This window comes from Sphaerisporangium rufum (genome assembly GCF_016863395.1).
Lineage (GTDB): Bacteria > Actinomycetota > Actinomycetes > Streptosporangiales > Streptosporangiaceae > Sphaerisporangium > Sphaerisporangium rufum.
In genome coordinates this window covers 17,278-31,871 of the sequence record NZ_BOOU01000071.1, presented here as the reverse complement: position 1 = coordinate 31,871, position 14,594 = coordinate 17,278, and the positions used below count along the sequence as shown (strand labels likewise).

11 protein-coding genes and 1 riboswitch are annotated in these 14,594 nt (G+C 72.9%); of the genes, 4 read left to right on the top strand and 7 right to left on the bottom strand.

What is annotated here, in order from left to right; all coding sequences use genetic code 11:
• Positions 1 to 87 precede the first annotated feature (87 nt).
• Positions 88 to 286, bottom strand: a riboswitch (cobalamin riboswitch).
• A 63-nt stretch (positions 287 to 349) separates the two neighbouring features.
• Positions 350 to 1,312 carry a Bug family tripartite tricarboxylate transporter substrate binding protein gene (locus Sru01_RS26280; protein WP_203990828.1) on the bottom strand — a complete coding sequence of 321 codons (963 nt, stop codon included), beginning with the start codon at positions 1,310 to 1,312 and terminating at the stop codon, positions 350 to 352.
• A 210-nt stretch (positions 1,313 to 1,522) separates the two neighbouring features.
• On the opposite strand from Sru01_RS26280, the gene Sru01_RS26275 reads away from it, so the two are divergent.
• From Sru01_RS26275 to Sru01_RS26260, 4 genes are all read left to right on the top strand, one after another.
• Positions 1,523 to 2,626: a hypothetical protein gene (locus tag Sru01_RS26275; RefSeq protein ID WP_203990825.1), complete on the top strand. Its 1,104-nt coding sequence runs from the start codon at positions 1,523 to 1,525 to the stop codon at positions 2,624 to 2,626.
• 5 nt (positions 2,627 to 2,631) lie between these two features.
• Complete coding sequence (locus tag Sru01_RS26270) at positions 2,632 to 3,612, top strand: polyprenyl synthetase family protein (RefSeq protein WP_239137752.1); 981 nt, start codon at positions 2,632 to 2,634, stop codon at positions 3,610 to 3,612.
• A gap of 196 nt (positions 3,613 to 3,808) precedes the next feature.
• Complete coding sequence (locus Sru01_RS26265) at positions 3,809 to 5,188, top strand: helix-turn-helix domain-containing protein (RefSeq protein WP_203990819.1); 1,380 nt, start codon at positions 3,809 to 3,811, stop codon at positions 5,186 to 5,188.
• Between the two features lie 277 nt (positions 5,189 to 5,465).
• Positions 5,466 to 6,134, top strand: a complete 669-nt coding sequence (locus Sru01_RS26260) for a YdcF family protein (RefSeq protein ID WP_239137751.1) — start codon at positions 5,466 to 5,468, stop codon at positions 6,132 to 6,134.
• Between the two features lie 37 nt (positions 6,135 to 6,171).
• Here the strand turns inward: Sru01_RS26260 and Sru01_RS26255 are convergent, their stop codons facing one another.
• The 6 genes from Sru01_RS26255 to Sru01_RS26230 form a co-directional block, all read right to left on the bottom strand.
• On the bottom strand, positions 6,172 to 6,888 hold the full coding sequence (locus Sru01_RS26255) for a hypothetical protein (RefSeq protein WP_203990816.1): 717 nt from the start codon (positions 6,886 to 6,888) through the stop codon (positions 6,172 to 6,174).
• Positions 6,889 to 7,129: 241 nt separating this feature from the next.
• Complete coding sequence (locus Sru01_RS26250) at positions 7,130 to 8,494, bottom strand: alpha/beta fold hydrolase (protein WP_203990813.1); 1,365 nt, start codon at positions 8,492 to 8,494, stop codon at positions 7,130 to 7,132.
• A gap of 186 nt (positions 8,495 to 8,680) precedes the next feature.
• Complete coding sequence (locus Sru01_RS26245) at positions 8,681 to 10,252, bottom strand: pectate lyase family protein (protein ID WP_203990810.1); 1,572 nt, start codon at positions 10,250 to 10,252, stop codon at positions 8,681 to 8,683.
• 91 nt (positions 10,253 to 10,343) lie between these two features.
• The gene (locus tag Sru01_RS26240) at positions 10,344 to 12,095 is read right to left on the bottom strand and encodes a right-handed parallel beta-helix repeat-containing protein (protein ID WP_203990807.1); all 1,752 of its coding nucleotides are present in this window, start codon (positions 12,093 to 12,095) and stop codon (positions 10,344 to 10,346) included.
• Between the two features lie 301 nt (positions 12,096 to 12,396).
• Positions 12,397 to 13,062 (bottom strand): response regulator transcription factor, encoded by a 666-nt coding sequence (locus Sru01_RS26235; protein WP_203990803.1) that lies wholly within the window; start codon positions 13,060 to 13,062, stop codon positions 12,397 to 12,399.
• Positions 13,059 to 14,477, bottom strand: coding sequence for a sensor histidine kinase (locus Sru01_RS26230; protein ID WP_203990800.1), 1,419 nt, complete (start codon positions 14,475 to 14,477; stop codon positions 13,059 to 13,061). The genes Sru01_RS26235 and Sru01_RS26230 overlap by 4 nt, the downstream gene beginning before the upstream one ends.
• Between the last annotated feature and the right edge of the window lie 117 nt (positions 14,478 to 14,594).

The window sequence follows — 14,594 nt, the reverse complement described above, 5'->3', positions numbered from 1 at the left end:
AGCGCGCGCCGGAGCCCGACCGCGGCCGGCCGCGCGGTCAACGCGGGCCCGCCGGGTCGCTCCGTCGCGGCGCCCTCCCTCGGGGCATGGACGACGGCGTCACCGGCAGGTCTTCGGGCTCGCGGGCATCCTGCGCATGCCTACCGGCCGTCGCTTCCCAGGCCGCGGGCGGCCCAGTGCTCATGACGGCGGTCGTTCCCGCTCACCGCTGCGGGGCAGCCCCGGAATCGCACCGGGTTCCCTCTTGCCTCGCCCCGAGGGGCGAACCAGCGACGATCAGGATCCTACATCTAGTGGCCCGCGACGCAACAACCCCCACAGATTGTGTTGGCGCTGATCGTCTTTCCGGTCAGGCCCGCGCCCCGAGGTCGTCCAGCACGCGGCCGAGGCGGGCGCACTCCACCCGCAGCCACTGCCGGAAGTCCTCACCGTCGAGATAGATCGGACTCCAGCCGTTGTGCCGGCACATCCGCCGCCAGCGCGCGGAGGAGGTGATCTCCCGGCACATACGGGTCAGCGCGTCCTGGTCGGCGGCCGGCAGCCGGCCGGTGCCGATCAGTGCGCGCCAGTCGGCGTAGTACAGGTGCACGTCGCACTCCAGCAGGGTCGGCGCGTCCACGCCGCCGAGCCGGTGCGGGGCGGACACCGCGAGCACCCGCAGGTCACCGGCGCGCAGCCGGGCCCCGAGGCCGGCCCGGCCGGCCACCACCGCCGCCACCCGGCCGGCCGCGAGCGCGGCGACGGCCTGCCCGGTGCTGGAATGGGGGGCGTAGCGCAGCAGCCGCGGGTCCACGCCGAGGCTCTCGGCCAGCAGCCCGAACAGCATGTGGTCCACCCCGCCCGCGGCCCGCCCGGCCAGCACCAGCCGGGCCGGATCCCGGCGCAGCACGTCGGCGAACGCGTCGAAGCTGCGCAGCCGGGAGCCGGCCGGCACCACCAGCAGTTCCCACTCCCCGCACAGCCGGGCCAGCGGCGTGGTACCGGCGAAGGCACCGGCCCGCCGGCCGCCGGGCATCGTGGCGATCATCGCGGGCTCGGCGATCAGCAGCCGGCCGGGCGGGCGGGGGCCGACGAACTCGCCGAGCGCGGTGCGGTCCGGCCGGTTGACCACGTCCAGGCCGGCGACCAGCGCGGCCTGCTCGGCGTCCCCCTTGATGAAGCGGCCCAGCCGGTCGGCGCCGCCCCCGTACGGCCCGGCGACGACCATCGAGAAGCGGGCCGCGGCCGGCCGGCGGGGGCCGCCCTCGGTTCCGCAGCCGGCGGCCAGCGCGACGAGACCGGCGCCGAGCGCCAGCACCCGACGACGACGCATTTCTACGCCCTTTCCCCCGATATTCGACAAATGCCCGGTTTGACGGGACTTCACACCGTCATCGCGAGACTCCACCGGGTGTCCGGCACCGCCGGGCTCCCCCGGCGGGGGGACCCGGTTCGGCCGCCCGGGGGAACCCCGGCCACTCGCCGGAGACGACGCTGGTGATCGGCGCCACGCGGCGTCGACCACAAGTCCAGGGAGCAGATCGTGATCTCGTCATCCAGCCCGGCCGCCGTCGCGCCGGGCGGAGCGCCCGCCGCCCGGCCCGCCGCGGCGCCCGGCCGGGCCGGGCCGCTGACCGCCCTGTGGGCCGCCACCTACGGCCTGCTCGCGCTGGCCTGGACGGTCACCGGCCGCGGCTACCCCTACGGCCCGAACGACCGGGGCGGCGGCGATCTCGGCCCCGTGCACACCGTGTCACCGGAGGTCGCCGCACCGGTGCTCGCCGCCGTGCTGCTGGCCACCTCCGTCGCCGCGCTCGCCATGTCCGGCCGGCACGCGGTCCGGCTGGCCGGCCCGGCCCGGGTCCTGCTGCTCGGCTTCGGCTGGACGGTCACCGCGATCCTGATCGGGGTCATCCCCTCGCCGCACCTGCTGGCACTGGCCGGCTACGCGCCGATGCTCATCCTCGGGGCGCCGTTCGGCTGGCCGAAGGGCGTCGACTACTCGGTCGTCTTCAACTGGTCGAACGCCGGCCAGGCCTGGACGGTGCTGGGCGGGTTCCTGCTGGCGGCCACCGTCCTGGGCTGGCAGCGGCGCACCAGGGGGGCGTGCGCCGCCTGCGGGCGGGACGGTGACCGGACGGCGGCCGACCGGGCCCGCTGGGCCCGGATCGGCCGCTGGGCGACCGGGATCGCCGTGGTCGTCCCGCTGCTGTACGCGGTGGACCGGTTCGCCTGGCTGCTGCACATCCCGCTCGGGATCAGCGACGCGCAGCTCGCCACACTGTGGGCGACCGGCGGCGTCTGGGCCGGCACCGGGCTGGCCACGTTCGCCACCGCCGGCGCCCTGCTCACCCTGGGCCTGGTCCGGCCGTTCGGCGAGGTCTTCCCCCGCTGGCTGCCCGGGCTGGCCGGCCGGCCGGTCCCGGTCCGGCTCGCGGTCGTGCCGGCCGCCATCGTGTCGGCCATCGTCATGTCCGGCGGTATCGGCATCGTCACCTCCCCGATCATGTGGCGGATGATGCCCGGCCCGGTGGGCCTGGTGATCCACGGCCTGTGGCCGGTGTGGAGCGTCGCCCTGGGGCTGGCGGCCTTCGCCTATTACCTGCGGCGCCGGAGCGCCTGCGGCACCTGCGGCGGGCGGGGATGACCGCCGTGCCGAACATCACCGGCGAGGACCTGGCCGGCTGGCTGCGCGCGGCGCTGGCCGAGGTGGAGGACCTGCTGCAGGACACCGTGGACGACCCCCGCGACCCGCTGTCCGGCATGGTCGCCGGCCACCTGCTGCGGGCCGGGGGAAAGCGGCGGCGCCCCGCGCTGGCGCTGCTGGCCGCCCGGTTCGGCGAGTTCGACCGGCCCGCCGTCCGGAACGCCGCGGCGGCGGTGGAGCTGCTGCACGTGGCGTCGCTGTACCACGACGACGTGATGGACGAGGCGGCCACCCGGCGCGGCGTGCCGAGCGCGAACGCCCGGTGGGGGAACCGGGTCGCCGTGCTGGCCGGCGACCTGCTGGTCGCCCGGGCCGCCGAGCTGGCCGCGCCGCTCGGCGCCGGCGCGCTGCACGAGCAGACCCGCATGGTGACCCGGCTGGTCTCCGGGCAACTGCGCGAGGCGTTCGGGCCGGGCGACGCCGACCCCGAGCGCTTCTACCTGGGCGTCATCGCCGACAAGACGGCGGCGCTGTTCGCGCTGGCCGCCGGCCTGGGCGCCCGGGCGGCCGGGGTCGCCGAACCGGCCCGCGAGGCGCTGACCGCGTTCGGCGAGTCCTACGGCATCGCCTTCCAGCTCGCCGACGACCTACTGGACGCCGCCGCGCCCGCCGCCGACACCGGCAAGCCCGCCTACGCCGACCTGCGGCAGGGCGTGGCCACGCTGCCGGTGCTGCGGGCCACCCGCCGCCGCGGCCGCGGCCCGGCCCGGCTGCGCCGGCTGGTCGCGGGCGGCCCCATCACCGACCCCGGCCGGCTGGCCACCGCCGCCCGGCTGCTGCGCCGCTCCCCCGCCCTGGCCGAGACCCGCCAGGAGGTGATCCGGCACACCGCCCGCGCCACCGGCGCCCTGGACGCGCTGCCGCCCGGCCCGGCCCGCGACGCCCTGCACGCCATGTGCGCCGACCTGGCCGCCGTCACCACCTGAACCCCCCCGGCCGGGTCGAGCATCGGGCCACCCCGGCCGGGGCTCCCACCCGGCCCACCGCCTCAGGCCACCCGCTCGATGGGTGCCGGCCCGCGAGGCTCCGGGCCGCCGCATGGCCCGTGCTGGAACCGCTCCCGGCATGATTCGCGATTCCCTGCGCCACCCAGAGTGTCGGTGCGACCATCATGAGTGATCGGTGCTGGTGGAGTGGGTGAAGCCGGGGCCCGATGGGCTGCCGGTGCGGGCCTGGAAGGGAGTCGTGGTGGGCGAGGAGATGATCGATCCGCACGCTTCGGTGGAGCGGCTGTTCGGGGCGGTGCTGCGGCATTTCCGGCAGAGCCGGTCGAACATGTCGCTGCGGCGGGCGGGCGAGCTGGCGTTCACCGACTTCTCCAACCTGGGCCGCTTCGAGCGCGGCGAGCGGATGCCGGCGGCGGACCTGGTCGCCCGGCTGGACCAGATCTACGGCGCCGGCGGGATGCTGAGCGTGCTGCACGCGGTGATGCTTCGGCTGCAGGCCGCCGAGTCGGTCCGGCCCCATCCGGGTAGATATGGAGAAAACTCCACACTCGGCATGGGAGACGACGAGATGGAACGTCGGACCGCCCTGCACCTCCTGGCCGGCCTCGGCACCCTCAGCACGTTCGGCATCGCCACCGAACCGCTCCGGCGACTGCTCGACACCGACTTCGAACACCCCGGCCGCGACCTGGCCGACTGGGAACAGGCCTGCGCCGACCACCTGTACGCGCTACGCACCCGACCACCCGCTCAGGTGGCCGCCGACCTGGTCATCGACCTGGCCGCCGTCCGGCAGCAGACCCGGACCGCGCCTCCGGCGCAGGCCACCGAACTGCACCGCATCACCGCCATGCTGGCCGCGCTGCACGCCAACGCGCTCACCCGCCTCGCCGACCACGGCGCCGCCGTCCGCTGGTGGGACACCGCCCGCCAGGCCGCCGACACCTCCGGCGACCTCACCGTCCGCCTCCTGGTCCGCGCCGAGGCGGCGGGTCACGGTTTGTACGGCCAGCGTGACCCGGGGACGATCCTGCACATGGTGCACAGCACCCAGCAACTCATCGACAAGCCGTATCCAGAGCTACTGATCACCAAAGCCAAGGCCATGTCCATGCTGGGCCGGCATGACGAAGCGCTTGCCACCCTGACCACCCTGCGCCGATCCGCCGACCACTGCACCGCCGACCAGTACGGCTTCTGGACCTCGAATAAGATCGATTTCGCGGAAAGCTGGGTGTACGCGGCAGCGGGCAAGGAATCCGCAGCGGACACCGCCCGGGAGAACGTACTGAAGTCCGCACGCGACTACCTGTACCTGGTCAACGTCCAACTCCATGGGGCGATGTGCACGGTGACCCGGGGCGGCATCGACGAGGGCGTTCGCCAAGCGGCGGCGGCGATCGACACGCTGGCACCGGCCTATCGCAGCAACCACATCATGGAGACCGGCAACCTGGTGCTTCGAGCCGTCCCTCCCGAGCAGCGTGGCCGCGACTCCGTCATCGAGTTCCGCAAGCTGCTGACCACCCCGCCGCCACAGAGCACCTACGCCTGAGGCACCTCCAGCCGAGCCGCCGGAGCCCACGACCATCTGTCATGCCGGTCTCTGGCGGCTCGCTGGCGCCGGGTGCGCTGATCATCGGCACACCGTAGGCGGAGTCGACTCGTCGCGGTCGGCTACCCGTCGGCGGACCCGGCTCGGGACTGCTGGAGGGCTTCGGCGATGGCAGCGAATTCGCTGGGCGCTGCTTGCAGGTCCTCCAAGATCTCCTGGGCGATCACACGAAGGAAAGGCCGACCAGGTCCTGGCAAACGGTGACCCAGAGTAACACGTGAGCAACGACCCGCAGGCCATCACCGAAGACCAGCGGCGTCAGGCGAAGCTGATCTGGGACTACCACCTGATGCGGCATGAGCTGCGGCCCGTCGACGTGGCGATCGGGCTGGGCAGCCACGACCTCGGCGTCGCGACCCACTCCGCCGGGCTGTATCGCGCCGGGCTTTTCCCGGTGCTGGTGTTCACCGGCGGCAACAGTCCCACCACCGCCAAGGTCTTCCCGCAAGGAGAGGCCGTTCACTTCCGCGCACACGCCATCGACCTTGGTGTTCCCGCCGAGGCGATCCTGCTGGAGCCCAACGCGACCAACACCGGGCAGAACATCACCCTGGCCCTCGAGGTCCTCGCCGCCGCCGGCATCCACCCGGCCACGGTGCTGCTGATCTCCAAGCCCTATATGGAAAGGCGATCGTTCGCGACCGCCCGCAAGCTGTGGCCCGACGTCGAAATCCGCTGCGCGTCGGAGCCGCTGGAGTTCGACGACTACCTGAAGTCCATCGGCGACGAGAAACTCGTCCTGGACATGCTCGCCGGCGACCTCCAGCGGGTGATCGAGTACCCGAAGCTCGGGTTCGCCATCGAGCAGGAGGTTCCGGAGGCCGTGCATGCCGCGTACGAGTCCCTCGTCCGCGATGGCTTCACCAGCCGTCTCATCGACTCCTGACCTGCCCGAGCAGCGGCAGTCCTGGGCGGGAGCGCCATCAGCCGAGGCGGTCGACGAAGTGCTGGACGGCCTCGCGAAGTTTTTCCTGGACGAACTCTTCTATCTCGTCCCAGCGCTCGCTGGGCTGATCGTTGTAAGCGAGCGTGACGGAGTCCGTCGGCGTCAACTCCAGTGCCGGTTCCGGTTCGACGGCCGTCGTGGATTCGTCCGACTCGGGATGCACCATCTCCGCATATGCCGTCACGGCGAGCACCCCGGTCTCCCCGTGCCCGACCTTCTGCACCGCCGACAGGAATCTGAGACGCTCACCGAACGCCTCCATCTGGAGCGTGACCCACCATGCTCCGGAGGCCAGGTTGGTATAGAAGTCAACGCTGCGTGCGGCTTCGATGAGCTGTCTACGCCACCATCGAGCCCGGACATCAGGCGACTCCGCGTGGTTCGTGGTGGCACACGAGCCCGGGTCGAACTCACGTAGTGCTTCCTGCAGGAGCCTTCGTTGAACCTCGATATAGGCGAGAATCCGCGCCGCGACCTCTCCGGCGACGCGCTGAACGGTTTCGGCCTTCTCCTTCGTCGTCGCCTCGTCTATCTCGTGCAGCCTTTTGGCGTAGGCGCGCACGACGCCGACGGCATCCTGTGCCTTGGGCTGGGTGACCGGTTGTGTCAGCGTCGACTGGGTGGCGCTGATCTCCAACTGCGCGACTTCACTCGTGGCGATCGGCTGCCGATGTATGCGGCTACCATCCGTCATAGGCGCAGCGTACCGCCTTGTTCCGTGCCACAAAGGCTCAACGGGGGGGTTACGGAAGCCGGAGGGACGGGGAGAGGGAACGGCCGCCGGACGAGTGGCCGCCGGGCGGCCGCCGGCCCGCGAGAGCATCACGGGCCGGTCCCTGCTCGATGCGCGGAGCGCTTGACCAGCGACGGCACGGCGCCTGGCGGGGCCCGGCTCGGGCGGGCCGGTGTCCGGGGGCGGTTTCGTGGCGCCGGGATCAAGGGCAGGTGGTGCCCCTCGGGGGGAGCCGGCGTTCGGTGACGTACCTGCTGACGTGGTCGATGACACAGGGGTCGGCCATCGCGCCGAAGAGGTTGTGGCCCGGGCCGTCGTGCTCGATCGTGCGGCTGCCGGGGATCTGCTCGACCACCCGGCGGGTGGAGTCGTAGTCCTGCCAGGTGCCCGCGCCGAGCAGCGGCGGCACGGTACGCGGCATCGGCGCGGGCGGGTTGGTCACCGGGGTCGGCCAGCCGGCGCAGGTGAGCGGCAGGTGCCAGGCCAGCGCGAAGGCGGCGCCGGTGTTGGGGGCGATGGCGCGCAGCCGCTTCACCGTGCGCGCGACGTCCCGCTGGGCGGCAGGGCGCGGCAGGTCCAGGCATTCCTTGTACCCGCCGCCCGGAGCGCCGGGGTAGGGTTCGCGGCTCGAGAAGACGAACCCCGAGGCGTCGCCGGCCTCGGCCGCCGTGATGGCCGCCACGAAGTCACCCCAGCCGGCGGGGCCGGGGCGGAGCTTGAGGAACGCGATCGCCTGCAAGTGGGTGCCGTCGAAGCGGGCGCCGGCCTGGGGAGCGGGGATCGGCTCGCGGTCGGCCCTGGCGACCAGCGCCCGCCAGCGCTTCTCCATCCCGGCCGGCGCCCAGGCGAAGAACCGGTCCATGAAGCGCTCGGTCTCGCGGGCCATGGCGTCGAGTTCCCGTTCCCAGTCGCGGAGGCTGTGGTTCCGGGTGCCGTCGATGTACATCGTGCGTACCCGGTGGGGGAACAGCCGGACGTAGGACTGGGCGATCGTTCCTCCGTACGACAGGCCCAGGAAGTTCATCCGGTCGTCGCCGAGCGCCTCGCGGATGGCGTCGGCGTCCCGGGCGTCGGCGGCCGAGTCCATCTGGTCGAAGAGTTCGGGATCGGTCGTGCGGCACCGGTCGCCCCTCGCCCTGTTCGCCGCGGCGAGCCGGTCGAACCCGGCCTGGTCGGCGGGAAACGCCGGGGTCCGGATGAAGCCCCAGTCGCACCGCAGCACCGCATCGCTGAGCCCGGGATAGCCGCGCGGATCCCAGGTCACCACGTCCATCGACGTACGGATCTTGTCGAAGATCCGGGTGCGTGAGGCGAGAGACGCGATCTGGTATCCCTGCGGGCCGCCGAAGTTGACCAGTACGGATCCCTTCCTGGCACCGGTGGCGGGCAGCCGGGCCACCTTCAGGGTGATCTCGCGGTCGCCGCCGGGCGACAGGGCGACCGGCAGGTCCGCGCACTGCAGGTCAGGGGCCGCCGCGATCGGGCAAGGGCCCCACTCCAGGGACGGGGGCGACGCCGGCGCGACCGGTGACGGGAGGAGGGCGAGCGCCAGGAGTTTCGTGAGCATGCGCCGAAGCCTAAGAATCGCGGACCTCGGGGTCTGCTCTCGGAAGTGACCGATCAGTGCTCACCAAAGTTGACGATGGACGCCACCAGGCGCCCGACCGTGGACCACCGGGCCCGGTCCACCGGGCCGGCCGGACGGCCGGCGGGCCCGCGAGCGGATCGCGGGCCCGGCGGCCGTCCGCGCCGGTCAGCCGGCGTAGGTCTCGAACTCGGCGACCTTGGGGGTGCCGGAGGCGCCGGTGATCCGGAAGGTGATCTTCTTCAGCGTGGTCCGGGCGAAGGTGATGGCGCCCGCCCCGCTGCCGGACTTCAGCACGGCACCGGTGTCGCCGTTGAGGACCTGCCAGGAGCCGATGGCGCCCGCCGAGCCGGCCGCCTCGCGGATGACGATCGAGGAAACCGCCTGGGCGGAACCCCACTTGATGGAGATGTCACCGGTCGAGCCGGCGGGCGACCAGTAGGTGCTCAGGTTCCCGTCCCGCACGTTGCCGTAGCTGGTGCCGTCGGCCTTGCTGGAGCCGTCCGAGCCGGCCCCGATGCTCAGGTTCGTCCCGCCGGGGGTGGGGGTGGCGGACGGGGTCGGGGTCGGCGTGACCGGCGGGGTGGGCGTCGGCGTCGGGGTGGGGCTGATCGGCGTCGGGGTCGGGCTCTGCGCCGAGCAGCTGCCGTTGGACACCGGCATGCCCTTGTTCGCGCCCGCCGTCTGGCGGACGATGGCCGGCACGCAGCTCGCCCCGTCCAGGGTGTAGGCGTACGGGATGCTCACGGTGGTGGTGGACTGCAGGTTCGGCCCGGCGGGGTTGGTCTCGCTGCCGGGGGCCGACCAGGTCACGTTGTCGAGGATGTTGCCGCCGACCTGCCAGTAGCCGGCCTCGCTGGTGTAGAAGGTGCCGAGGACGTCCTTGGAGTCCTTGAAGTAGTTGTTCTCCACCTTGGCGCGCGCCCCGGCCCGGGAGTTGATGCCGGACTCGTGCAGGCTGACGTAGGAGTTGTTGTAGATGTGCGCGATGCCGCCGCGCAGCAGCGGCGTGCGGGAGTCGATGTTCTCGTACAGGTTGTGGTGGAAGGTCACGTACCCGTTGGTGCGGTCGCTCTCGCTGGACCCGATGAGCCCGCCGCGACCGGAGTTGCGCAGCACGCTGTAGGACAGGGTCACGTACTGGGTGTTGTCCTTCATGTCGAACAGCCCGTCGAAACCCTCCGCCTCCCCGCCGGAGGCCTCCAGGTTGACGTGGTCGACCCAGACGTTGCGGACGTCGCTCTCCATGCCGATGGCGTCGCCGCCGTTGGAGGTGGGCGAACCGGACTTCTTGACGTTCCGGACGGTCACGTTCTGGATGATGATGTTGCTGGCTTCCCGGATGTGGATGCCCACCTGGTCGAAGACGGCGCCGGCGCCGACCCCGATGATCGTGACGTTGCTGATCTGCTTCAGCTCGATCACGCCGGCGGCGGTGTTGCAGCTCCCGCCGGACACCTTGGCGGTGTTGGCGTGGTTGATGGTCCCCTCCACCTGGATGGTGATCGGGGTGCTGCTGCTGGCCCGGCCGCACAGCGCCGCGTGGATCGCGGTGCCGGTGGTGGCCCGCACCGTCTGGCCGCCCGCGCCTCCGGTGGTCCCGCCGTTGCTGGAGGCGAACCCGGTGGCGCCGCCGGCCGCCGCCGACGCCTGGAACATCGGCACGGCCACCCCGATGGCGCCCGCGACGGCCGTCGCGGCCAGCGCCGCCTGGAATCGCAGCGCGCTCACTCGTCTCATCCTGATCTCACCTTCGTCTTTCCGGTGTTGGTGCGTTCGTCTCCCGGCGCCGGTACGACCGGCGCCGGAGGGGTGCGGGAGAGGGCCGGGATCAGATCCGGGCGCCGACGTCCGCGCCGTTGGCGGGGCGCAGGAACGGCGAGGAGGGGATGGAACCGTCCGCCGCCCGGGGCCCGGTGATGGTGCTCGCGTCGGTACTCGCGAGCGTCCAGCTGCCGCCGAGGTCCCACGAGTTGCCCGAGCCCGACGACGTGCCGAGCGAGACCTGGGTCTGGTTCGCCACCGCCAGGTTCCTGGTGAGGACCGAGCCGGACCGGGCGAAGTTGAAACCGGTGCCGCCGTTGCGCCACGCCGTGTTGTGGTCGACGGCGATCCGGCCGGAGTTGCCGTTGTCGATGAACCCGCCGACCGCGTTGTCGAAGGCGATCGAGTTGTGGATCGCGTGGTCGGTCGGCGGGTCCACCGCGTCGGGGCCGCCGCCGAGCTTGAATCCGTTGCCGTCGCCGACGTAGTCGGGCAGGTTCCACCGGTTGAATCCGTTGCCCCAGGCCACCGACGACTCGATGGTGATCGGCGAGAGGAACATCCACAGGTCCAGGCCGTCGTCGGAGTTGTTCCACAGCCGGGCGCCGCGCACGATGTTGCCGCTGCCGCTGCCCTCCTTGATGGCCAGGCCGTCGGCGCTCTCGCCGTTCTTGCGCGGGTCGCGGTTGCCGTAGGAGTCCAGGTTCACGATCTGGTTGCCGCTCGACGAGCCCTGCAGGTGCAGGCCCGACTCGTAGTTGTCCCTGGTGACCAGCCGGTCGAAGACGTTGTCGTTGGTGTCCACGCCGAAGATCCCGTATGCCCCGTGGATGATCTCCAGCCCGGCCAGCCGCCAGTGGTCGCCTTCGATATGGATGGCGCCCCGATCGGCGCGAGGGATGCTGGAGCCCACCGCGCCCGGGGTGTACGGCATGTTCTCGCCGTCGATGATCACCCGTTCGCCCGGCCGGCTGCGGACGGTGATCGGCCGATCGGCCGTGCCGTCCTTGTTGAGCTTGATGTTGGTGCTCGGCGCGTAGGTACCGCCGCGGATGACGATGGTCTGACCAGGCTGGACCAGGTCCACCGCCCGCTGGATCGTCCGCAACGGGGACGTCACCGTCCCGGGGGCGGCGTCGTCCCCATTGGTCGCCACGTACAACTCGCCGGCCGATGGGGTCGGCGTCGGGGTCGGCGTGGGAGTCGGCGTCGGCGTGGGAGTCGGCGTCGGCGTGGGAGTCGGCGTCGGCGTGGGAGTCGGCGTCGGCGTGGGAGTCGGGGTCGGCGTGGGAGTCGGGGTCGGCGTGGTGCCGGTGGGGGTCACCGTCCACTGCTTGGACGTGGCCGAGTCACAGGAGTTCTGCTGGACGAGGGCGCCGGGCGCGCTGGAGCCGTCCTTGACGTTCAGGCACTTGGCGCTGTTGACGTTGACGATGCGGTACTTCGCACCGGACGCGGTGAACGTCCAGCTCTGCGAGGAAGCGCCGGTGCAGTCCTGCAGTTCCACCGCCTTGCCCGCCGAGGTGCTCGCGCCCCGCACGCCCGCGCACCGGCCACCGCTCCCCGCCATAAGGCTCATGCCGCCTGCGGACGCGGCCAGGGTCCACGCCTGGGCGGCACTGCCGTCGCACGGCCGTTGCACGAGCTGGGTCCCGGCCGAGGTGCCCGGCGCGTCCAGGCACAGGCCACTGGCGCCGTTGACCACCGTGTAGGTGCCCGGCGCCGGCGCCGCGGCCGCCCCCGCCGCACCGGTGACCGCGCCGGCCAGCACCACGGCCACCGCCGCCGTAGCGGCGAGCGCGGCGCCCGTTCGTTTCATTCCCACGCCCACGTCGACCCCTTGTCTGTTCGAAGAACATTCACATATATGTACGACATACATGTAGTTGAACTGAGGGGAAGGTAGGAACGATCGCGGGGCGTGTCAATGGGGAGGTCACCCCGGCCGCGCCCTGGTCCGGCCACCCCGGTGATGAGGCGCCTGCCACCTGTGACATCGGTCGGTCCGGTGGGCGGGAAAGCTTTCACATACATGAACGTCTGAAACGTTCAGCACCGCCGCGCGTCCACCCGGTGAAGGTTTCCCGCTCGCGGTACCCGGCGATCGAGGACTCGCGGTCCTACGCGGTCGGGGAGACGAAGCCGGACTCGTAGGCGACGATCACCGCCTGGGTCCGGTCACGGGCACCGAGCTTGCCAAGGATGTTCCCGACGTGCGTCTTGACCGTCTCCGCGCCCACCACCAGTTCGGCGGCGACCTCCGCGTTCGACAGGCCGGCGGCCATCAGCCGCAGCACCTGCTCCTCGCGCTCGGTCAGCCTGGCCCGGCGCAGCCGGCCGGCCGCCGGGCTCTCCGCGCCGCCGGGGCCGCGGGCGCCGGCCAGCCGGCGGATCGCCGCCGGGAAGACCAGCGACTCGCCGCGGGCCACCACCCGCACCGCCTGGACCACCTCGGCCGGCGGGGTGCGCTTCAGCACGAACCCGCTCGCGCCGGCGCGCAGCGCCTCGTAGACGTAATCGTCGTTCTCGAAGGTGGTGATGACCAGCACCCGGGGCGGCTCGGCGGAGGCGGCCAGCAACCGCCGGGTCGCCTCGATGCCGTCGATGGCCGGCATCCGCACGTCCATGAGCAGCACGTCCGGCCGGGTGCGGGCGACCATCGCCATCACCTCGGCCCCGTCGGCCGCCTCGCCGACCACCTCCAGGTCGGGCTGCGCGTCGATGATGACGCGCAGGCCCACCCGGATCAGCTCCTCGTCGTCCACGATCGCCACCCGGACCGTCACGACCCCTCCCGTCCATCCCGTGCGTCCCGGCCTCCCCGGCCGTCCCGGCGGTCGCCGTCGCCCGGCCCCGCCGGGGCCGGTACCGGGAGCCGGACCGCGACCCGCCACCGGCGGCCGTCCGGGCCGGCCGTCATGGCGCCGCCGAGCAGCGTCACCCGCTCCCGCATCCCGGCCAGCCCGCGCCCGCCTTCCGGCGGCGCGACCCGAGCCAGGCCACCGTCCGCCTCGCCGCCCCCCATCTCGCCATCCACCGCCGCGCCACCGGCCATCCCGCCATCCGCCGCGGCGCTCCTCGCCGGGCTGCCACCGCGCCGGACGATGCGGAGCGGGTTGGCCACGTCGATGACCAGCGCGGCCGGCTCGACGGTGACGCGCACGGTGACCGGGACCGGGCCGGCGTGCCGCAGCGCATTGGTCAGGCTCTCCTGGACGATGCGGTACCCCTCCCGGGAGACCGGCGCCGGCAACCGGGACAGCTCGCCGCGGATCTCGGTGCGCACGTCCATGCCGGTGCCGCGCGAGTGCCCGGCCAGCCCGTCCAGGTCGGCGAGCGTGTGGTGCGACGCCGGCGGGCCGCCCTCGCGGAGCATGCCGAGCACCCGGTCCAGGTCGGCGGCGGCGGCCCGGCCGGTGTCCTCGATGGCGGCCAGTGCCTGGCGGGCGAACGCCGGGTCCCGGTCGAGCACCTGCAGCGCCGCCGCGGCCTGCAGGGTGGTCACCGTCAGCGCGTGCCCGATGGAGTCGTGCAGCTCGCGGGCCAGCCGGTTGCGTTCGGCCAGCTCGGCGGCCCGCGCCTCCAGCGCGGCGATCCGCTCGGCCGGCGACGGCCCGAGCAGCACCGGGGCCATCACCGCCGCCAGCGCGCCGAGCCCGGCCACCGCGTAGATCACCCCGACCACCATGGCGATGCCGAGCAGGGCCAGCCAGGCCGAGTCGTGCTCGTCCAGCGGGCCGAGCCGCAGCCCGGCGAGCGCGTCACCGGTCAGGCCGAACCACTGGACGGCCAGCACGACGCCGAGCACCGCCGGGATGGAGACCAGCGCGCCCACCACCCCGCCGGTCGCCAGGTGCACGGCGAACCACAGCGCCGCCCGCACCCGGGTCTCCCGGGCGGCCCGGCTCCGCTCGGGGACCGGCGGCGGGTCGGGCAGCGGGACGCCGAGCAGCGACCGGGCCGCGGTGATCTCCAGCGCCCGGGTGCCGCGCAGGAACGGCGGCACCGCTCCGACCGCGACCGCCAGGGCCAGCACCAGGGCGAGCAGGCCGTAGGGCGCCCGGGGCACCGCGAACATCCGGGCGAACGCCACCCCGGTCATCAGGTACGGCAGCAGCAGCACCCCGCCGAGCAGCAGGTGAACGCCACGCCGGTACGTCGCGCCGCTCACCAGCGGCACGACGACGACCGGAATCCTCACCCGGCCATTCTGCCCCGGCGTCCGTTCCGGCCGGGCGGCGGGCACCGGCCGGCGCCCCGGCGCGGACCGCGGTACGCGCCGGGGCGGACGTCCATCGGTGCCGGACGTCACGCACGA